This window comes from Massilia niastensis DSM 21313, assembly GCF_000382345.1.
GTDB lineage: Bacteria > Pseudomonadota > Gammaproteobacteria > Burkholderiales > Burkholderiaceae_D > Telluria > Telluria niastensis.
In genome coordinates, this window is sequence record NZ_KB908123.1 from 1 (window position 1) to 18,297 (window position 18,297).

An 18,297-nucleotide genomic window follows, 5' to 3' on the forward strand; every position below is an offset into this window, starting at 1 on the left:
GCTGGCAACGGGTGCTCGACGCCGGTGTCCTGTCGACGCCGGCGCTCCTGCTGCGCGCCGCCCTGCGGCGAACTCAGCAGTAAGCAGTTGGCCGAATCCACAGCCAACGCGAACAGAGCCTTGGGTATAGTAAGGCCATGCCATCCCGAAGCTATCCACGCACGCCGGACGGACGCTACTTCGTTGTCGCGGGCCGTCTCTGGCGCATGAGTAATCCCGCGCTTGCGCCGGAAGAGCGGCAGAAGCTGGTCGACCAGCTCATGCAGGCGCGACGGCAGGTCGGCGCCGCCGTCAAGGCTGGCGATGCCGATGCCGAACGCAGCGCGCGCGCTGCGGTCGATGCGACCAAGCGCGCCCTGGGAGAGCGCGGACCCGTGTGGTGGAGCGATGGCGCTCCGGATTTCAACCGGCGGATGGTCGCCAGCACGCCCTACGCACAGTGGCACGCGACACTGTCGACGAGCGGCTCGACGTGATTCCCGCTTGCCCGATGAGCTTGGCGCACCGGCATCGGCACGCTGTCACGATGTTGCAATTTGGAAAATAATCTTAATGTCGAGAAATTTTACACTACGCACATAAAATTGCTTTGTGTTTACTGATGTTTTCCAAAAGATCAATGAGTTAGCAAACATGGCACAGTCCTTGCATTATTCTCATCAAAACCAAAACACTCGTGTCTTGACGAGATTCTCCGAAATTAATGAAAGTGGCCGCCATGTCCAAGAAATCCATGAATCCCCTCATCCTGGCCGCTGTCGGCGCACTGTTCGCCATGCCGGCGCTGGTCCACGCAGCACCGCAAACGCTGACCACCAGCAACGTCGCATTCAATGTCAACGACCAGCTCTCCGATACGAGTAGTGCGGGCGGTCAGACGGCACTGGACCTGCTGAGTACTGCCCAGATCAGTCAGTTCAACGCGAGCACCGGCGTGCTGACCGGTGTCAAGGTCAACCTGCAGTCCACCCATACGCAGAAGACCGAGGTCAAGACTGTCGCCGGCGGGAACGGTAACGGTGGCGCGGTCGCCAGCGGGACCGGCAGCAGCCATGTCAAGGTCCACCTCGCGCCGACCAGTCAACTGGCCTACAGCGCGGCACGGACAGCGACCGATTCCTGCAGCGGCCCGAAGAAAAGTGCCTGCTCGGATGGCATGACTGCCGCGGGAACGAATACGGGCGCCTACAACCACACGATCATCGCGAACTCCCTGTCGTCCTTCGTAGGCAACGGCACCTTCGGCGTGAATCTCCTCGCGGCGACCTCGGCCACCACGACGCAAAACCAGTTCAACGGCACGGCAACCACGAACTCGACCGTGCTCTGGAATGGCTTCCTGAACGCCAGCTATACCTACCTGCAGCACGCCGCCCAGTCCTTCGACGGTTCGTCGTCGACCAATGTCCTGAACCTGGACTTTGGCTCGATCTTCCTGGGCGATACGGTCGATAGCCAGGCCTTCTCGATCTTCAACCTGGCAGCGGGCGCGGGAGGCGAGCGCGTCGGAATGAAGCTGACGAACATTGCCGAAACCGGCGACAGCAACAACCTGTTCTCGACCAACCTGGCGGGCTTCAGCAACCTGGCCGCCGGCGGGAGCAAGGACTTCAGCGCCTCCTTCCTGGCGAGCATGCTCGGCAGTTTCAACGCCTCCTACGAGCTGACCCTGGCCGACGTGGCGCCGAACGGTTCCTATGCTGCGAATACCTTGGGCTCGGGCTACAAGCTGATCCTGAACCTCAGCGGCAATGTGCTCGAGCGTCCGGCTGAAGTGCCGGAACCGGCTTCGCTGCTGCTGCTGGGCCTGGGCGCCGCGGCCTTCGGCATCAGCCGCAAGCGCCGCCAGGCGTAAGCGCAGGGACCTTCGCAGGCCTGGCCTGCCGGGGCTGTAGTAAAGAAAGGGTTGCATGCTTGCATGCAACCCTTTTTTACTGTGGTGCCGTTCCCATCAGATGGATAAGCCGGCGCAGCAGGGGATGTCACATTGCTGCTCTCAGGAAAGTACACTTATTGTCGAGAAATTTTACAGTATGGCAGGAGATTACTTTTGCATTATTGATATTTCCCAAAAGATCAATCAGTTAGGAAATGTGGCATGGTCCTTGCATAACTATTATGCAAACAATAATACCCAACTCGTGTATTGACGAGATTTTCCAAAACTGATGAAAGAGTCTGCCATGTCCAAGAAATCCATGAATCCCGTCATCCTGGCTGCTGTCGGCGCACTGTTCGCCATGCCGGCGCTGGTCCACGCAGCCCCGCAAACGCTGACCACCAGCAATGCCGCTTTCGATGTCGGCGGCTGGCTCCCCGACACGCTGATCGGGAACACGAATAGTTCGAACAGCGGCGTGTCGGGAACGGGGACCCTCGGCACCGCCCAGCTCAGTCAGTTCAACGCGAGTACCGGCGTGCTGACCGGTGTCAAGGTCAACCTGCAGTCCACCCATACGCAGAAGACCGAGGTCACGACTGTCGCCAGCGGCAACAGCAACGGCAACGCGGCTGCCAACGGTACTGGCAGCAGCAATGTCCGCATGCAGGTGACGCCGAGCAATCAAACGGGCGCCTACAGTGCGACGCGGACGGCGGCCGATGTCTGCAACGGCACCAAGAAGAATGCCTGCTCGGATGGTGTCGCGGCAACGGATGCGGCCGCCTTCAACCAGACGATCATCGCGAACTCCCTGTCGTCCTTCGTCGGCAGCGGCACCTTCGGCGTGAATCTCCTCGCGGCGGCCGCGGCCACCACGACGAAGAACCAGTTCGCCGGCACGGCAACCACGACCTCGACCGTGCTCTGGAATGGCATCCTGAACGCCAGCTATACCTACCTGCAGCACGCCGCCCAGTCCTTCGACGGCGCGTCGTCGACCAATGTCCTGAACCTGGACTTCGGCTCGATCTTCCTGGGCGATACGGTCGCCAGCCAGGCCTTCTCGATCTTCAACCTGGCAGCGGGCGCGGGAGGCGAGCGCGTCGGAATGAAGCTGACGAACATCGCCGAGACCGGCGACAGCAACAACCTGTTCTCGACCGACCTGTCGACCTTCAGCAACCTGGCCGCCGGCGCGAGCAAGGACTTCAGCGCCTCCTTCCTGGCGAGCATGCTGGGCAGCTTCAACGCATCGTACGAGCTGACGCTGGCCGACGTGGCGCCTGGCGTCGCCTTCGCTGAGGGCACGCTGGGATCGGGCTACAAGCTGATCCTGAACCTCAGCGGCAATGTGCTCGAGCGTCCGGCTGAAGTGCCGGAGCCGGCCTCGCTGCTGCTGCTGGGCCTGGGCGCCGCAGCCTTCGGCATCAGCCGCAAGCGTCGCCAGGCGTAAGCGCCGGGGCCTTCACGGGCCCTTGCCGGCCGCGGTGGCAGGGAAAAGGGTGACATGCAGGCATGTCACCCTTTTTTCGATGTGAACGACAGGCCCGCGCACTACGGCCGCAATATCCGCCGCGCGGCCTCGACGATATGCCGCGACATCCCTTCCATGCGCGGCGACTGCACCTTCCAGGTATGCCAGTAGAGGGCCACATCGGTCGGGTGCCTGGGCGCCAGGTCGACCAGGGGATCGTCGCCGCCGGCGGCGGACGGCAGCAGCCATTCCGGAATCATCGCGTAGCCCACGCCGTAGCGGACGGCGGCGAAATGGGCTTCGATTCCGGGCACGTAGTGGCAGGGATAGGCGCCTTCCGGCAATCCCAGGTAGTCCAGCAGGAAGCTCGACTGCAAGGTGTCCTTGCGCGTATACGCCACGACCGGCGCCTGGCGCGCGGCCTCGCGCGTGAGCCCGCCGGCCAGCCAGCGCTGGCGAAACGAGGTGCTGGCCATCAGCCGGTAGCGCATGGTTCCCAGGACTTCGGCGGTACAACCGCGCATCGGCTGCGCCACCGTGCTGACGCAACCGGCCGCCATGCCCGTCTTCAGCAGCTCATACGTGTGGTCCTGGTCCTCGACGATCAGGTCCAGGATGAACTGGTCTTTCACCAGCAGGCTTGCCAGGGCCGGGAAGAACCAGGTACCCAGGCTGTCGGAATTCAGGGCCAGCGCCACCGTGGTCGGGCCGGTCTCCAGGTTCAGCAGGTCGGCCTGCAGGTCGGTCTTCAGCAGCAAGGCCCGGCGCAGGTATTGCAACAGCCGCTGTCCCATCTGGGTCGGACGGCAGGGGCGGGTGCGCAAGACCAGCGCGGCGCCGAGCGCCGTTTCCAGTGCCCGCACGCGCTGCGATACCGCCGATGGCGTCACGCTCAGCCTGGCGGCGGCGCGGTCGAAGCTGCCCAGCTCCACGACTGCCTGGAAAGCATCTGTTTGCTTTGGGTCAAGGTCCATCTCGTACCATAAAAAAGTTTAACTGTAGCGGAGAAATGCTTCAGTTTATTCATGAACGTCCTCCAAGCGGTCAAGATCGGACGTTTCTTGCGTGCCACACCACCGCTTCCTCGCGGCAGAGGGCACGCAAGCGTTGATCACATCTTCCGACCTTGTCATGACCCTGCTTTATATCATCTACCTGATCGCCATCTCCGCCGAAGCCGCATCCGGCGCCCTGATGGGCATGCGCCGCAGGATGGACCTGTTCGGGATCGCGGTCCTGGGAACGGTGACCGCCCTGGGCGGCGGCTCGATCCGCGACATGCTGCTCGGGCATTATCCGCTGGGCTGGGTCGCGCATCCGGAGTACCTGCTGTTCACGACCGGTGCGGCGATTGCCGCGGCCCTGCTGGCGCGCCTGGTGCATCGCCTGAAATCGGCTTTCCTGCTGCTGGACGCCCTGGGCCTGGTGGCGTTCTCGGTCATCGGCTGCGACATCGCCGCCACGACCGGCGCCCACGTCGCGGTCGTCATCCTGATGGGCATGATCACCGGCATCGCGGGCGGCCTGCTGCGCGACGTCCTGTGCAACCAGGTTCCGCTGGTGCTGCGGCGCGACCTGTACGCCACGGTGGCGCTGGTCACCGGCGCGCTGTACATGGGGCTGCTCCACCTGGAGCTCGGCCAGAACCTCGCCACCATCGTTGCCCTCGGCGTGGGATTTTCCCTGCGCCTGGTCGCGATCCGCCTTGCGCTCGCGCTTCCGGTGCTCGAGGCCGATACCCCCGCCTTCGACGAGCTTCCAGGCCGGCGGAGCTGATGGCCAGGCGTCCAGGTTCCCGCACTGCGACCGGCAAGGGCGTGCAGTTCAGCACGAGTCCGGTCCTCGCGCCGGCGCTGCCCGCCTGGCGCTCGCGGCTGCTCATGCTCGCGCTGTTCGCCATGTTCGCCGCACTGGCCGGCCGCGCGCTCTGGCTGCAGGCGATTTCGGATGAGTTCCTGCAAAAGCAGGGTGCCTCGCGCTATGCGCGCACGCTGGAGCTGCCGGCGACCCGCGGCCGCATCACCGACCGCAACGGCAAGGTGCTGGCCGCCTCGCTGCCGGTGAAGGCGGTATGGGCGATCCCGGACGAGGTGACCAGGGCGCCGCCGGAGAAGCTGCGCGAGCTGGCCCGCCTGCTCGCGCTGAGCGTGCACGAGCTGGACCGGAAGCTGGCCTCCGACCGCGGTTTCGTGTACCTGAAGCGCCAGGTCGGGCTGGACCAGGTCGACCGGATCGTCGCGCTGGGCATCGGCGGCATCCATACCAGGAAGGAAAGCAAGCGCTACTACCCCTACGGCGAGGTCATGGCCCACATCGTCGGCTTTACCAATGTCGAGGATGCCGGGCAGGAGGGCATGGAACTGGCCTGGCAAGACAGCCTGGCAGGCAGGAGCGGCAGCCGGCGGGTGATCCGGGACCGGCTCGGCCGCATCGTGGAAGACCTGGGCGCCACCAGGCTGGCGCGCGACGGCCAGGACCTGGCGCTGGCGATCGACCGCAACATCCAGCACATCGCCCATGCGCACCTCAAGGCGGCGATCGACCGGCACCAGGCCAAGGCGGGCGGCATCGTGGTGCTCGATGTGCGGACCGGCGAGGTGCTGGCGCTGGCCAACCTGCCCGACTACGATCCGAACGACCGCCGCCGCCTCACCGGCGCCCAGCTGCGCAACCGCGTGCTGACGGATACCTACGAGCCGGGATCGGTGATCAAGCCGTTCACGATCGCGCTGGCGCTGGAGAGCCGGCTGGTGACGCCCGCGACCCTGGTCGAGACCGCGCCGGGCCGGCTCGCCATCGGGCGCGCCACCATCGGCGACGCCAGGCCGCACGGTACGCTGACGGTAGCGCAGGTGCTGGAAAAATCCTCGAATGTGGGCGTTGCGAAGCTGGCCCTGCGGATGAAGCCGGAGCAGATGTGGACCCTGTTGACGGGCGTCGGCTTCGGGCAGGCGCCGGTACTCGGCTTCCCGGGCACGGCTGCCGGACGGCTGCGCCCCCACGGCTCCTGGAAACCGATCGAGCAGGCCACCATCGGCTACGGCCACGGCATGTCGACCTCGTTGATCCAGATGGCGCAGTCCTACCTGATCTTCGCGCGCGACGGCGACATGATTCCGGTGTCCCTGCTGAAGACCGGGGAGCCCGCGCCCGCCAGGCGCGTGATTTCCAGCAGCACGGCGCGCGCAGTCCGCGCCATGATGGAAATGGCCGCCGGTCCCCAGGGAACCGCCCCACGCGCCCAGGTGCCGGGCTATCGCGTGGCGGGCAAGACCAGCACCGCGCACAAGCCGGTCAACGGCCGCTACACCAATACCTACGTCTCCGGCTTCGTCGGCTTCGCGCCGGCGTCCAGTCCGCGCATCATCGTCGCCGTGATGGTGGACGAGCCGACCGTCGGCGGATACTTCGGCGGGAAGGTCGCGGCGCCGGTGTTCGCCGCGGTCACCCAGGATGTGCTGCGGACGCTGAACGTCGCGCCCGACTCCCCGGTAACCGACATCATCGCTCCGCTCGACGGCCAGCTGGAGGGCTAGCACTACAGGTCGAGCACCAGCTTCTCCGAGGTGCATCCCGAGCAGCACAGCATGATCGCATCGCCGGCGCTCTTCTCGCGCGGGGACAGGTAGGAATCGCGATGGTCCGGCGTGCCTTCCAGCACCCTGGTCTGGCAGGCGCCGCACACGCCTTCCTTGCAGGCGTGACCCACGTCGAGGCCGTCCGCGAGCAGCGCGTCCAGGATGCTGGCGCCCGGCTGGATGCGCAGCGAGCGGCCCGAGCGCGCCAGCACGACCTCGAAGCCGCCCGCCAGCGCGGCGTCCTGCTGGGCGCTGAAATACTCCACATGCACCGTTCCCGGAGGACGAAGCGAAGCCGCTTCCTCGAAGGCATGCAGCATCGGGACAGGGCCGCAGCAGTACAGGTGCGCTCCCGCCGGACTGGCGCCGACCAGCGCAGCGAGATCCGGCAGGCGGCCGCCGCACTCGTCCACGACATGGAAGTCCAGGCGCCCGCAGGGCTCGGCCAGTTCGCGCAGCACGCCGAGGTAGGCGGCCTTGGCGCGGGTGCGCGCGCTGTAGTGCAGGGTCCACGCGCGGCCCAGCGCGTTCAGGCGCCGGATCATGCACAGCAGCGGCGTGATGCCGATGCCGCCGGCGATCAGCACCACGTGCGGCGCGTCCTCGACCAGCGGGAAGTGGTTGCGCGGCGCCGACACCTCGAGCGCCTGGCCGGCCCGCAGCGCCTCGTGGACATGGCGCGAGCCGCCGCGGCTGGCGGGATCGCGGTTGACCGCGACCACGTAGCGGTGGCGCTCCGCCGGGTCGTTCACCAGCGAATAGCTGCGTACCAGCCCCTTGCCCAGGCTGAGGTCGATGTGCGCGCCCGCCGTGAAGGCCGGCAGGGCCGAGCCGTCGGGCGCGGCGAGTTCCAGGGACACGATGTCTTCGGCCTCGGTGGTCTTTGAACGGATGATCAGTTGCATGTTTCCCTCGCTAAGCTTGTCGCCGGTCTCAGATCGGTGCGGCCAGGATCTGCAGCGCGCGCTGGACCACGGCGGTCTGCTCGGCCACCGGCGCGCGCGCCTGTTCCAGGCGTCCGATCTCGATCGAACTCTCCACGATCAGGCGGCAGCGCTCCTCGCGCCGCGCCATGAAGGCCAGCAGCGCTTCGGGAACGCTGGCGGCGCGCGCCACTTCCTCGGCCAGCACCAGCGCGTCCTCGACCGCCATGCCGGCTCCCGACGCCAGCTGCGGGGTGGTCGGGTGGGCCGCGTCGCCGATCAGGAGCACGTGGCCGCAGTGCCAGGGGGGCGGCAGGAAGAAGCCTTCCAGCGGGCGGAACACGATCTCCGATGCTTCGTTCAGTCCGTCGCGCACCTTGCCGACCATGCCGCCGTAGTCCTTCAGCAGCGCCGCCAGCGGTTCATGCAGGCCGGTCTTCTGGCGCCAGACCTTGGGCGACTTCTCGAGCACGAACAGGTACATCTGCTGGTCCGACACCGGCGTGAAGCCGACCTTCAGCGGTCCCCCGAGGTAATAGTGGCGGCGGTCGATCTCGGGCGAGCGCTCGAGGGTGACGCGCCACGAGTTCTGGCCCGTGTACTCCGGCGTGGGGGCGGCCGGGAAGATCAGTTCGCGCACGCGCGACCAGACCCCATCGGCGCCGACCACCAGGTCGTAGTGGCCGGTGCGGCCATCGCTGAAGGCCACGTCGACGCCGTCGCGCCGCTCGTGGAAGCCGTCGACCGTCACGCTCAGGCGCACCTCGACGCCGGCCTCGCGCACCCGCTTGGCCAGGATCCTGTGCAGGCCCGGCCGGGTGAAGCCGCCGCTGCCGGGCACGCCCGCTTCCGGGGGCATGGGCGTATCCAGTTCCTGCAAGGTCCGGCCCTCGACGTCGCAGACCCGGATGCCGTTGCCGGTATAGGCGTTCGCCATGATCTCGTCGAGCACGCCGAGCTGCTTGAAGGCGCGCAGGGTGGGGCCGGTGATCGTGATGCCGGCTCCCGACACGCCCCAGGACGGGTCGATGTCGACCAGTTCCACGCTGGCGCCGATTCCGCGCATCGTGATCGCCGCGGACATGCCGCCGATGCCGCCGCCCACGACCAGTACCTTCAGCGGCTTGTTTTCCAGTGCTGCATTCATGCTGTTGTCTCCTGTTGTTCTCTATCCGGACTGCCTACGCCGCCTGGCCAGGCTGCCGCCCGCGCGCCGCCAGCAGGTCGAGCGCCACGTCCACGATCATGTCTTCCTGGCCGCCCACCATGCGGCGCCGGCCCAGCTCCACCAGGATGTCCACGGTCGGCACCCCGTACTTCTTCGACGCCGCCTCGCTGTGGCGCAGGAAGCTGCTGTACACGCCGGCGTAGCCCAGCGCCAGGGTCTCGCGATCGACCCTGACCGGCCGGTCCTGGAGCGGACGCACGATGTCGTCGGCCGCATCCATCAGCTTGAACAGGTCAGTGCCGTGCTTCCAGCCCATGCGGTCGGCCGCCGCGATGAACACCTCGAGCGGGGCGTTGCCGGCGCCCGCGCCCATGCCGGCCAGGCTGGCGTCGACGCGGTCGCAGCCTTCCTCCACCGCCACGATCGAATTCGCCACTCCCAGGCTGAGGTTGTGGTGGGCGTGCATGCCGGTCTGGGTTTCCGGTTTCAGCACGTCCTTGAAGGCGCGGAAGCGCTCGCGCACGTCATTCATGCCCAGGGCGCCGCCCGAATCCACCACGTAGCAGACGGTGGCGCCGTAGCTCTCCATCAGCTTGGCCTGCCGGGCCAGGCCCTGCGGCGTGTTCAGGTGGCTCATCATCAGGAAGCCGACCGCTTCCATGCCCAGGTGGCGCGCATACTCGATGTGCTGGCGCGCGACGTCGGCTTCGGTGCAATGCGTCGCCACCCGGACGATGCGCGCGCCGGCATCGTAGGCGGCCTTCAGGTCGTGCACGGTGCCGATGCCGGGCAGGAGCAGGGTGGCGATCTTCGCGTGCTTCACCACGCTGGCCACCGCCTCGATCCATTCGAGGTCGGTATGGGCGCCGAAGCCGTAGTTGAAACTGCCGCCCTGCAGGCCGTCGCCGTGCGCGACCTCGATCGAGTCGACCTTCGCTTCGTCGAGGGCGCGCGCGATCCGTTTCGCCTGCTCGACGCTGTACTGGTGCCGGATCGCATGGCTGCCGTCGCGCAGCGTGACGTCCGAGATGGTGATTTTCTTGTCCATGTCTGTGGTTCCTCAGGCCGCCATCGCGGCGCTGGCGAGCAGGCGCGCGGCCATGCGTTCGGCCGTGCGCAGGGCGGCGCTGGTCATGATGTCCAGGTTGCCGGCATAGGCGGGCAGGTAGTGGGCGGCGCCTTCGACCTCCAGGAAGATCGAGGTCTTCAGGCCGGTCATCGAGCGGCCCACGCCGGGAATGTTGATGGGCGTCTCGATGCGGTCGAACTGGACCCGCTGCTTGAGGCGGTAGCCCGGCACGTAGGCCTGCACGTCGGCGACCATGCGCGCCACCGACTCGGCGACTGCTTCTTCCGGCACGAACTCCGACAGGGTGTACACCGTGTCGCGCATGATCAGGGGCGGCTCGGCCGGATTGAGGACGATGATCGCCTTGCCTTTCGCCGCGCCGCCGACGGTCTCGATGGCCTTCGAGGTGGTCTCGGTGAACTCGTCGATGTTGGCGCGGGTGCCGGGACCGGCGCTCTTGCTGGCGATCGAGGCCACGATCTCGGCGTAGTGCACTTTCGCGACGCGCGCCACGGCGGCCACCAGCGGAATCGTGGCCTGGCCGCCGCAGGTGACCATGTTGACGTTGAGCGCGTCCAGGTGCGCGGCGCCGTTCACGACCGGCACGCAGTAGGGGCCGATCGCCGCCGGGGTCAGGTCGATCATGCGGATGCCGGGCCGGGCGGCGCGCAGGAAGGCGTCGTTCCTCAGGTGGGCGCCGGCGCTGGTGGCGTCGAACACGATGTCGATCTCGCCGAACACGGGAAGCCGGGCCAGGCCTTCGGCGCCCTCGTGGGTGGTGGCGACGCCGAGGCGGGCCGCGCGCGCCAGGCCGTCCGAGGCCGGATCGATGCCGACCATCGCGCCCATCTCCACATGTTCGCCGTGGCGCAGGATCTTGATCATCAGGTCGGTGCCGATATTGCCGCTGCCGATGATGGCAGCCTTGAGTTTCTTGGTCATGGGATCTCGCAGTCTGTCGTGTCATTCCTCGCCGAACACCGCCGTCACACTGCCCAGGCCTTCGATCTGGGCGGTGTAGCGGGCGCCGGGGCGTACCGGGGCCATCGGGCCGAGGGCGCCGGACAGCACCAGGTGGCCGGCCCTGAGCGGGGCGCCACGGCGCGCCATGGTGGCGGCCAGCCAGGCGACCGCGTTCAGCGGATGGCCGAGGCAGGCGCTTCCCTGGCCGGACGACACCGGCTCGTCGTTGCAATCCATCTGCATCGCGCAGTTGCGCAGTTCGAGGCCATCCAGCCGGCGCGGCGGGCCGCCGAGCACGAAGGCCGACGAGGAAGCGTTGTCGGCCACCGTGTCGACCAGGCCGATCTCCCAGTTGCGGATGCGGCTGCCGACGATCTCCAGCGCCGGTACGGCGTACTCGATCGCGCGCAGCACATCGGCGATGCTGGGGCGCTCCATGTCGAGGTCGCGCCCCAGCACGAAGGCCACCTCGGCCTCGATCTTCGGCTGCAGCAGCTGCGCCATCGGGATCGGCAAGTCCTCGCCGTAGGCCATGTCGTCGAACAGCATGCCGAAATCCGGCTGGTCGACGCCGAGCTGGCGCTGGACGGCGGGCGAGGTAAGGCCGACCTTGCAGCCGACGATGCGCGCACCCGACGCCAGGCGGTGTTTGGTGTTCAGTTGCTGGATCGCGTAGGCGTCGTCCAGGTCGAGGCCCGGGTAGCTGAGGCGCAGCGGCGCGATCGGTGCGCGCGTCTGGGCGCTCACGCGCAGCGCGACGGCGGCCGCGGCGAGGTCATGGGGCTGGTTCATGCCGCCTCCGGTCGGGATGCGAGGAAATCGCGCACCAGGCTGCAGAAGCGCGCGCCGTGCTCGATCTGGGTCCAGTGCCCGCAACGGGCGAAGACGTGCAGTTCGCTGTTGTCGATCCAGTCCAGCAGGGTCATCGAGGACGACAGGGGGATCACCTTGTCGTCGCGGCCGTGCACCAGCAGGGTCTGGTGGGGCAGGGCGCGGATCGCCTCTTCAGGATGCGACATCGCGTCGACCCAGCGCTGGCGCGGGGCCGGGAACATGGAGGCATAGGCTTCCTGGACGCCGGGCCGGGCGCTGGCCTCGTGGCGCATGCGCACCAGCGCGTCGCCCACCAGCGACTGGTCGTAGGCGAAGACGCGCATGATCGCCTCCATGTTCTCGACCGAGGGCTGGTAGCCCCACACCGCGTCCAGTCCGGGCGTCAGCGCGAAGGGTACGCCGACGCTGCCCATCAGCACCAGCTTGCCGACCCGCTCCGGATGGGCGATCGCCAGCGCCAGCGCCATCGAGCCGCCGAAGGAATTGCCGATCACGTCGACGCGCCCGATATCGAGGGCGTCCAGGAAGCGCACGATCTGCTCCAGCCAGGACTGGCGCGTATGGACCGTGCCTTCCGGCGCCTGGCTGTAGCCGAAGCCGGCCAGGTCCGGGGCCAGCAGGCGGAAGTCCCCCTGCAGGGCCTGCAGCGCCAGGCGCCAGTTGGCCCAGGCGCTGACGCCGGGACCGGAGCCGTGCAGCATCAGCACGGGCCTGCCCTGGCCGACGTCGTGGTAGTTGGTCAGCACCGCGCCGGTGGCGATGGTCTTGCCGATTTCGGGATTGCTCATGCGGCCTCCGTGGCCTTGCCGTCGTGGCGGCGCCATGCCAGGCGCGCGGTGCGCGCCTGCGGCGTGTCGTCCTCGAGCCGGGCCTGCAGCACCAGGGTGCCGTCGTCCTGCAGGGCCCAGCGGCGCTTCTGCACGCCGCCGATCCAGTTCGGGAACAGGCTGGCTTCCACGCTGTGGGTGATGGTGTCGCCCTCGACGTGGTAGCGGCCCGCATAGCTCAGCATCGAGTCGTAGGCGCGCGCCTTGTCCTCGACCGGGGCGTGCCATTGGCCGCCCTGCGCGAAGGGCTTGCGGTCGGCGCGGCTGATCATGCACACCATGTCGCCGTCGGGCAGGTAGCGGATGAAGCCGGACGGCTGCTCGCCCAGCGGCAGTTCGCGCCGGCCGTCGTCGTAGAGCTGTTCCCAGGACACGATGTCCCAGCGCCCCGCCAGGTTGATGGAATCTGTCACACTCTTCTCCTTGTCGTCGTTGTCGGCGGCGTCCTGCAGGAAGCGCAGCACCACCGCGTTGTGTTCGTCCGCGCTCTCGAACTGGGCCCAGTGGCCGGTGTCCTCGGCGCAGTGGAAGCGGCCATCGGGCGCCTGCTGCGCCAGCCTGCGGCCCAGCGCGGGCGGGGTGCGGTTGCGGTCGCCCCAGTACACCAGCACCGGCTGGCGGATGCGCCGCACCTCGGCATCGGTCACCAGATACTTGCGGATGGTCTCGCCGGCCAGGTATTCGCTGATGAATTCCTGCTGGACCGCCGCCAGCGCCGGGTCGAGGTACAGGGCCTGGCGCACCCGGATGGCCTCGTCGGTCAGGCGCTCGGGATGGGCGAGGATGCGCGCCATGCGCGAGCGCACGTTGTCCATGCCGGGATCGCGCAGGACCTCGAGCGAGCTGGGAAGGTTCTGCGACCAGTCGGGTTCCACATAGCCCTCGATGGCGCCCTCGTCCGGCTGGTAGCCCATGGTGGTGGCCAGCACCAGGCCCCGCACGCGCCGTGGATGCGCCAGCGCCAGCCGCATCGCGACCCAGCCTCCCAGCGACTGCCCCTCGACGAAGGCGCTGCCGATCTCCAGGCTGTCCATGACATCGATCACCTGGTCGACCAGCAGGGGAATGATCTCGCGGTCGAAGCCTTCGGTCTGCGAGCGCCCGTGCCACAGGAAGTCGAGGGCGATGACGCGGAAGTGGCGCGCCAGCGGCGCGATGTTGCGGGCGTAGTTTTCCAGGTGGCCGCCGGTCCCGTGCAGCAGGACCAGCGCCGGTCCGCTGCCCGCGCTCAGCACGCGGCTGCGGTAGCGGCCTGCGACGGTCCTGACCTCCGCGCCGAGCAGGTCGACCCAGTAGCCCGGTCCGGTAATGGCTTGCTCGTTCATGGCGTCTCCGTTTCCTTGCTCTGCGAGATAGGCCCGCGCAGGCGCCCGTCCGATTTCTCGAGGCCGAAGGTCCATTCCGAGAAGATGTGGGCGGTGGCCGCGAAATCGGTCGATTCCCAGCTGCCGGTGACGATGTCCTCGTCGGCGGCGTACTCCCAGGCGCAGCCGAGCGGCGTGTTGAAGTACCAGAAGCAGGCGGAGGACACCGCATGGCGTCCGGGGCCGGCGAAGGTCTCCCAGCCTTTCGCGGAGATGGTCTGGCCGCCGCCGATCACTTCGTGCACGTCGCGCACCTTGAAGGCGAGGTGGTTCAGGCGCGTGCCCGGCGCGCGGCCGTTCATCAGGAACAGGTGGTGGTGGTTGCCGGCCGGGGCGCAGCGCAGGAACAGGCCGCGGTTCGCATAGCGGTCCGAGACCAGGAAGCCGAGCCGCTCGAGGTAGAAGGCGGCGGCATCGGCCGCATCGTCGACGCCGATGGCGATATGGCTGATCTCGTGCGGACAGGCCTGGTCGTAGCGCGCCCCGCGGCGGTCGATGCGTTCCGGGTGGCCCGGGCTGTTGTAGCGGGTGGGTTCCAGCGGCAGCCTGTGGCGGCGGGTCAGCCGGAAGGCGATGCGGATGCCGAGGTCGTCGCTGCTGTGCAGGGTGCCCTCGGCGTCGACGCTCACGGCGCGGTCGCGGCCGAGTTCCTCGGCCAGCTCGTCCAGCGCGGCCGGGTCGGTCACGCCCCAGGTGATCTCGCACAGGCCGCTGCTGTTGCCGATCGGGCGCCGCGCCGGATCCTGGTCGTCGGCGCGCAGGATCTCGATTTCCGAGCCGTCCTGGGCGCGGAACAGCCGGCTGTCCTGTCGGGAAGAGGCGACCGGGGCCAGGCCCCAGTCGGTGGCGAAGCGGATGGCGTCGTCGGGCCCGGTGACGCCGAACGTGACCTTGTCGACGCCGCTGATCCGGAAGCGGTTGTGCATGGATGTCTCCCTGTTGTGGGTAATGGCGGGTTCGTCGGGAGTGCGGAACTCCCTGGAGATGGGCTTACTGTAGGGGAGGGGGCGGCGCCGAGCTAGGAGCCGCCAGCGAAAGCAGATATCCGCCAGATAGATAGCTGACGGTGTTGTTTCTTGAAGAAAGCTTCAAATTCCTGCCCGGCCCAGGGCGCGGCGAAACGGCTATCATGACGGCCATGCAATCCATTCTCGACCCGAAGTGGCTGTTTTTCATCAAGGTGGCGGAGCAGGGCAGCCTGACGCGGGCGGCCGATGCGCTCGACGTGCCGCAGTCGATGCTGAGCCGGCATATCAACCAGCTGGAAATCCAGTGCGGGAACCGGCTGTTCCGCCGTACCGGGCGCGGGGTCGTGCTGACCGAGTTCGGCGAGCAGCTGTTCCCGCGGCTGCAGGCGCTGATCGCCGACGCCGACAGCATCACCGATGCGATCCGCACCACGGGCGGCATGCCGACCGGGGAGGTGAGGGTGGGCATGCTGCCCTCGACGGTGCCGATGCTGGCCAGCACGCTGTTCGCGACGGTGCGCGAGCGCTTCCCGCGCGTGAAGCTGCACCTGTCGGACGGTTCCAGCGCCCAGCTGGAGGAACAGCTGCGCGAGGGCCGGGTCGACATGGCGCTGCTGCTGCGCGAGGGGCCGGTGTCCGACGCCGGCGAGTCCGTGCTGGCGCAGACCACCCTGCAGCTGGTCGGGCCGCGTGGCGACGCGGTGCTGCGCGAAGGGACCATCGCGCTCGGCGACCTGCAGGGACTGCCGCTGGTGGTGCCCAGCCATCCCCACCCGCTGCGCGCCCGCCTCGATACGCTGGCCGAGGCGCGCGGCCTGCGCCTGCGCTTCGAGGTCGAAGCCGACTCGATCCGGCTGCAGCACGAGATCGCCGCGGCCGGCGGCGGCTATGCCATCACTTCCGGACTGTTCGAACTGCGCGACGACCCGCGCCTGGGCAGCGCGAGGATCGTCAAGCCCGAGCTGCTGCGCAGCGTCGTCCTGAGCCAGACCATGCGCCGGCCGCATACCCTGGCCACCCGCGAGGTGCAGCGCCTGATCGTGCAGGTCGTGCCGACCCTGCTGCCTGGCGGTCAATGATGGTGCATCAGGCTTAGCGAGCTATCTATCCCGCAGATATCTGAATTCGCTGGCGGCCGCTAGCTCCTCCCCAACCCCTCACATACAGTACAGGCATCTTCAAGGAGCCTGTACATGAGTCAAACCTCTCAGCATCCCCAGGGACCGACCCTGTTCGTCGCCGATGCGGACGTGGCGGCGCTGGCCGAATGGCCGGCCGCCGTCGCCGCACTGCGCGACGCCTATTCCCGTCCGATCGCACCGGAAATGGTGCCGCCCCGCGTCATGGCGCGCGGTGCCGGCTTCTGGCTGCGCGGGCTGTTCGCCGTCTCGCCGTCCGGCCGCTACGTCGGCTGCAAGCTGATTTCGGCCTCGCCCAGGATCCGCCGCGCCAGCTACCTGGTCGCGCTGTTCGACCAGCAGACCATGGACCTGGCCGCGCTGATCGACGGCAGCCGCCTGACCGGCCTGCGCACCGCGGCCACCGCCGCCGTCGCGGTCGACCTGCTGGCGCCGCACAAGCCCCTGCGCGTGGCCGTCATCGGCTCCGGCTTCGAGGCGCGCGGCCTGCTCGAGGCGCTGCTCGCCACCCGCGAGGTGGAATCGGTGCGCGTGTTCAGCCCCACCGACGCGAGCCGCGAGCGCTTCGCCGCCAGCTTCCGCGAGCAGGGCGTCGCGATCCAGGCCGTGCCCGAAGCCCGCGCCGCGGTGGAAGGCGCCGACCTGGTGTTCTGCGCCGCGCGCAGCCGCGACGAGTCGCCGGTACTGCGCGGCGCCTGGCTGGAGCCGGGAATGACGGTCGTCTCGATCGGCTCGACCCTGCCCGAGCAGCGCGAAGTGGACGCGCAGACCATGGCGCGCGCCGCCCTGGTCGTCGCCGACATGCCGGAAGAAGTGCTGCACGAGACGGGCGACGCGCTGGCCGCCGCCGCCGAAGGCATCGACGTCGGCGCCAAGCTGGTGGCGCTGGCCGACGTCGCGGGCGGCAAGCCCGGCCTGCGCCGCCGTCCGGAGGACATCGTCCTCTACAAGTCCGTCGGCGGCGCGCTGCAGGACGTGGTGATCGCCGAAATGCTGCTGCTGAAGGCGCAGGCCGAGGGCCGCTACCTCACCATGCCGGCCACCATCCAGACCATCGACAAATAACACACCCGAAGGAGACATTGCATGGCCAATTACGCCAAGAAGGACGCCCGCGCCTGGGCCCGCGAACACCTGAGCGGCTGCTCGTCGGTGACGATCCCGAGCTACAGCGCCGACCTGAAGCGCCTGAACGAGAAGGGCATCCGGCACGACATCGGGCGCGTCATCGACCATGGCTTCAAGTACACGCTGCTGTGTTCCGAGGTCGCCATCACGGCCGAGGAGAACGCGCGGTTCACGGCCTGGGCCCGCGAGACGGCGAACGGCAGGCTGGGCCTGTTCTTCCACGCCGCCTTCGACACCCTCGAGGAGAACATCCGCGCCGTCAAGCTGGCCGAGAAGGAGGGCGCCGACATCGTCCTGCTGTCCTATCCGGCCCAGTTCTGGCCGACCAGCGAGCAGGAGATCTTCGACTACACCAAGTCCTTCTGCGACGCCACCGACCTGGCCGTGATGCTGTTCCCGATCCCGCTGTGGGGCTTCGAGCGCGTCCACCCGGCCGGGATGCCGGTCGCCCTGGTGCGCCGCCTGCTGGACGCCTGCCCGAACATCGTCGCCATCAAGGCCGAGCAGGGCTTCCCGCTGGTGGCCGGCCTGATGGAGATGTACCGCCACTTCCGCAACGAAGTCGTGATCAGCTGCCCGATCGAGGGCGACGCGCTGCCGCTGATGAGCCTCATGGAGCTGCAGTTCTCGGGCACCAGCTACACCCAGTGGATGGGCGACTACTTCCCGAAAGCCTTCGAACTGGCGCGCCGCGGCGAGTGGGACGCGGCGATGGCGCTGTACTGGAAGGTGCAGCCGGCGCGCCTGGCCTCGGGCGCGGCCACCGCCGCCTATATCCCGGGCACCAACTACATCAACCGCACCAACTGGAAGTACATGGACTGGCTGGCCGGCTTCAACGGCGGGCCGCTGCGCGGACCGGCGATGCGCATCCCGGACCGCTGGATGAAGACCCTGCGCCAGGGCCTGGTTGCCTCCGAACTGCCGGTCACCCCGGATCCGGACAGCCAGTTCATGCTCGGCCGCTTCCCGTGCTGAAG

17 protein-coding genes are annotated in these 18,297 nt (G+C 67.9%); 8 read left to right on the forward strand and 9 right to left on the reverse strand.

Annotated elements, in window-relative coordinates; all coding sequences use genetic code 11:
- Positions 1-137: 137 nt before the first annotated feature.
- The 3 genes from H162_RS0122560 to H162_RS0122570 all read left to right on the forward strand — a co-directional run bounded on the left by H162_RS0122560 (position 138) and on the right by H162_RS0122570 (position 3,335).
- The gene (locus tag H162_RS0122560) at positions 138-476 is read left to right on the forward strand and encodes a hypothetical protein (RefSeq protein ID WP_026354957.1); all 339 of its coding nucleotides are present in this window, start codon (positions 138-140) and stop codon (positions 474-476) included.
- A 257-nt stretch (positions 477-733) separates the two neighbouring features.
- Entirely contained in the window at positions 734-1,855 is a 1,122-nt protein-coding gene (locus tag H162_RS0122565; RefSeq protein ID WP_229452201.1) for a PEP-CTERM sorting domain-containing protein, read from the forward strand.
- 328 nt (positions 1,856-2,183) lie between these two features.
- Positions 2,184-3,335, forward strand: a complete 1,152-nt coding sequence (locus tag H162_RS0122570; RefSeq protein ID WP_020655761.1) for a PEP-CTERM sorting domain-containing protein — start codon at positions 2,184-2,186, stop codon at positions 3,333-3,335.
- Between the two features lie 101 nt (positions 3,336-3,436).
- Here H162_RS0122570 and H162_RS0122575 read toward each other — a convergent pair whose 3' ends face one another.
- Positions 3,437-4,330 carry an HTH-type transcriptional regulator ArgP gene (locus H162_RS0122575; protein WP_026354958.1) on the reverse strand — a complete coding sequence of 298 codons (894 nt, stop codon included), beginning with the start codon at positions 4,328-4,330 and terminating at the stop codon, positions 3,437-3,439.
- Between the two features lie 157 nt (positions 4,331-4,487).
- Between H162_RS0122575 and H162_RS0122580 the strand changes: the two genes are divergently transcribed.
- Complete coding sequence (locus H162_RS0122580) at positions 4,488-5,132, forward strand: trimeric intracellular cation channel family protein (RefSeq protein WP_020655763.1); 645 nt, start codon at positions 4,488-4,490, stop codon at positions 5,130-5,132.
- Positions 5,132-6,892, forward strand: a complete 1,761-nt coding sequence (locus H162_RS0122585) for a peptidoglycan D,D-transpeptidase FtsI family protein (protein WP_020655764.1) — start codon at positions 5,132-5,134, stop codon at positions 6,890-6,892. Before H162_RS0122580 ends, H162_RS0122585 begins: the two co-directional genes overlap by 1 nt.
- A 2-nt stretch (positions 6,893-6,894) precedes the next feature.
- Here H162_RS0122585 and H162_RS0122590 read toward each other — a convergent pair whose 3' ends face one another.
- From H162_RS0122590 to H162_RS0122625, 8 genes are read right to left on the reverse strand one after another with little or no spacing between them, the layout of a single operon-like run.
- Entirely contained in the window at positions 6,895-7,839 is a 945-nt protein-coding gene (locus H162_RS0122590; RefSeq protein WP_020655765.1) for a PDR/VanB family oxidoreductase, read from the reverse strand.
- Positions 7,840-7,867: 28 nt separating this feature from the next.
- On the reverse strand, positions 7,868-9,004 hold the full coding sequence (locus tag H162_RS0122595; protein WP_020655766.1) for an FAD-dependent monooxygenase: 1,137 nt from the start codon (positions 9,002-9,004) through the stop codon (positions 7,868-7,870).
- Positions 9,005-9,038: 34 nt separating this feature from the next.
- On the reverse strand, positions 9,039-10,073 hold the full coding sequence (gene dmpG / locus H162_RS0122600) for a 4-hydroxy-2-oxovalerate aldolase (RefSeq protein ID WP_020655767.1): 1,035 nt from the start codon (positions 10,071-10,073) through the stop codon (positions 9,039-9,041).
- A gap of 12 nt (positions 10,074-10,085) precedes the next feature.
- Positions 10,086-11,036, reverse strand: a complete 951-nt coding sequence (locus H162_RS0122605) for an acetaldehyde dehydrogenase (acetylating) (protein WP_020655768.1) — start codon at positions 11,034-11,036, stop codon at positions 10,086-10,088.
- Positions 11,037-11,057: 21 nt separating this feature from the next.
- On the reverse strand, positions 11,058-11,849 hold the full coding sequence (mhpD, locus tag H162_RS0122610; RefSeq protein WP_020655769.1) for a 2-keto-4-pentenoate hydratase: 792 nt from the start codon (positions 11,847-11,849) through the stop codon (positions 11,058-11,060).
- Complete coding sequence (locus H162_RS0122615; RefSeq protein ID WP_020655770.1) at positions 11,846-12,679, reverse strand: alpha/beta fold hydrolase; 834 nt, start codon at positions 12,677-12,679, stop codon at positions 11,846-11,848. The genes mhpD and H162_RS0122615 overlap by 4 nt, the downstream gene beginning before the upstream one ends.
- Positions 12,676-14,043 carry an alpha/beta fold hydrolase gene (locus H162_RS33480; RefSeq protein ID WP_020655771.1) on the reverse strand — a complete coding sequence of 456 codons (1,368 nt, stop codon included), beginning with the start codon at positions 14,041-14,043 and terminating at the stop codon, positions 12,676-12,678. Before H162_RS33480 ends, H162_RS0122615 begins: the two co-directional genes overlap by 4 nt.
- Positions 14,040-15,008 carry a VOC family protein gene (locus H162_RS0122625; protein WP_020655772.1) on the reverse strand — a complete coding sequence of 323 codons (969 nt, stop codon included), beginning with the start codon at positions 15,006-15,008 and terminating at the stop codon, positions 14,040-14,042. Before H162_RS0122625 ends, H162_RS33480 begins: the two co-directional genes overlap by 4 nt.
- A 212-nt stretch (positions 15,009-15,220) precedes the next feature.
- Here H162_RS0122625 and H162_RS0122630 point away from each other — a divergent pair, with 212 nt between their 5' ends.
- The 3 genes from H162_RS0122630 to H162_RS0122640 all read left to right on the forward strand — a co-directional run bounded on the left by H162_RS0122630 (position 15,221) and on the right by H162_RS0122640 (position 18,295).
- Complete coding sequence (locus H162_RS0122630; RefSeq protein WP_026354960.1) at positions 15,221-16,129, forward strand: LysR family transcriptional regulator; 909 nt, start codon at positions 15,221-15,223, stop codon at positions 16,127-16,129.
- A 114-nt stretch (positions 16,130-16,243) separates the two neighbouring features.
- Complete coding sequence (locus H162_RS0122635; protein WP_020655774.1) at positions 16,244-17,254, forward strand: ornithine cyclodeaminase family protein; 1,011 nt, start codon at positions 16,244-16,246, stop codon at positions 17,252-17,254.
- 21 nt (positions 17,255-17,275) lie between these two features.
- Positions 17,276-18,295 carry a dihydrodipicolinate synthase family protein gene (locus H162_RS0122640; protein ID WP_020655775.1) on the forward strand — a complete coding sequence of 340 codons (1,020 nt, stop codon included), beginning with the start codon at positions 17,276-17,278 and terminating at the stop codon, positions 18,293-18,295.
- Positions 18,296-18,297 lie beyond the last annotated feature (2 nt).

Coding starts and splice junctions, on each gene's coding strand:
- H162_RS0122575 (WP_026354958.1), bottom strand. CDS start 4,330: ATGGACCTTGACCCAAAGCAAACAGATGCTTTCCAGGCAGTCGTGGAG.
- dmpG (WP_020655767.1), bottom strand. CDS start 10,073: ATGGACAAGAAAATCACCATCTCGGACGTCACGCTGCGCGACGGCAGC.
- H162_RS0122580 (WP_020655763.1), top strand. CDS start 4,488: ATGACCCTGCTTTATATCATCTACCTGATCGCCATCTCCGCCGAAGCC.
- H162_RS0122570 (WP_020655761.1), top strand. CDS start 2,184: ATGTCCAAGAAATCCATGAATCCCGTCATCCTGGCTGCTGTCGGCGCA.
- H162_RS0122635 (WP_020655774.1), top strand. CDS start 16,244: ATGAGTCAAACCTCTCAGCATCCCCAGGGACCGACCCTGTTCGTCGCC.
- H162_RS0122605 (WP_020655768.1), bottom strand. CDS start 11,036: ATGACCAAGAAACTCAAGGCTGCCATCATCGGCAGCGGCAATATCGGC.
- H162_RS0122595 (WP_020655766.1), bottom strand. CDS start 9,004: ATGAATGCAGCACTGGAAAACAAGCCGCTGAAGGTACTGGTCGTGGGC.
- mhpD (WP_020655769.1), bottom strand. CDS start 11,849: ATGAACCAGCCCCATGACCTCGCCGCGGCCGCCGTCGCGCTGCGCGTG.
- H162_RS0122615 (WP_020655770.1), bottom strand. CDS start 12,679: ATGAGCAATCCCGAAATCGGCAAGACCATCGCCACCGGCGCGGTGCTG.
- H162_RS0122640 (WP_020655775.1), top strand. CDS start 17,276: ATGGCCAATTACGCCAAGAAGGACGCCCGCGCCTGGGCCCGCGAACAC.
- H162_RS0122565 (WP_229452201.1), top strand. CDS start 734: ATGAATCCCCTCATCCTGGCCGCTGTCGGCGCACTGTTCGCCATGCCG.
- H162_RS0122625 (WP_020655772.1), bottom strand. CDS start 15,008: ATGCACAACCGCTTCCGGATCAGCGGCGTCGACAAGGTCACGTTCGGC.
- H162_RS0122585 (WP_020655764.1), top strand. CDS start 5,132: ATGGCCAGGCGTCCAGGTTCCCGCACTGCGACCGGCAAGGGCGTGCAG.
- H162_RS0122590 (WP_020655765.1), bottom strand. CDS start 7,839: ATGCAACTGATCATCCGTTCAAAGACCACCGAGGCCGAAGACATCGTG.
- H162_RS0122630 (WP_026354960.1), top strand. CDS start 15,221: ATGCAATCCATTCTCGACCCGAAGTGGCTGTTTTTCATCAAGGTGGCG.
- H162_RS33480 (WP_020655771.1), bottom strand. CDS start 14,043: ATGAACGAGCAAGCCATTACCGGACCGGGCTACTGGGTCGACCTGCTC.
- H162_RS0122560 (WP_026354957.1), top strand. CDS start 138: ATGCCATCCCGAAGCTATCCACGCACGCCGGACGGACGCTACTTCGTT.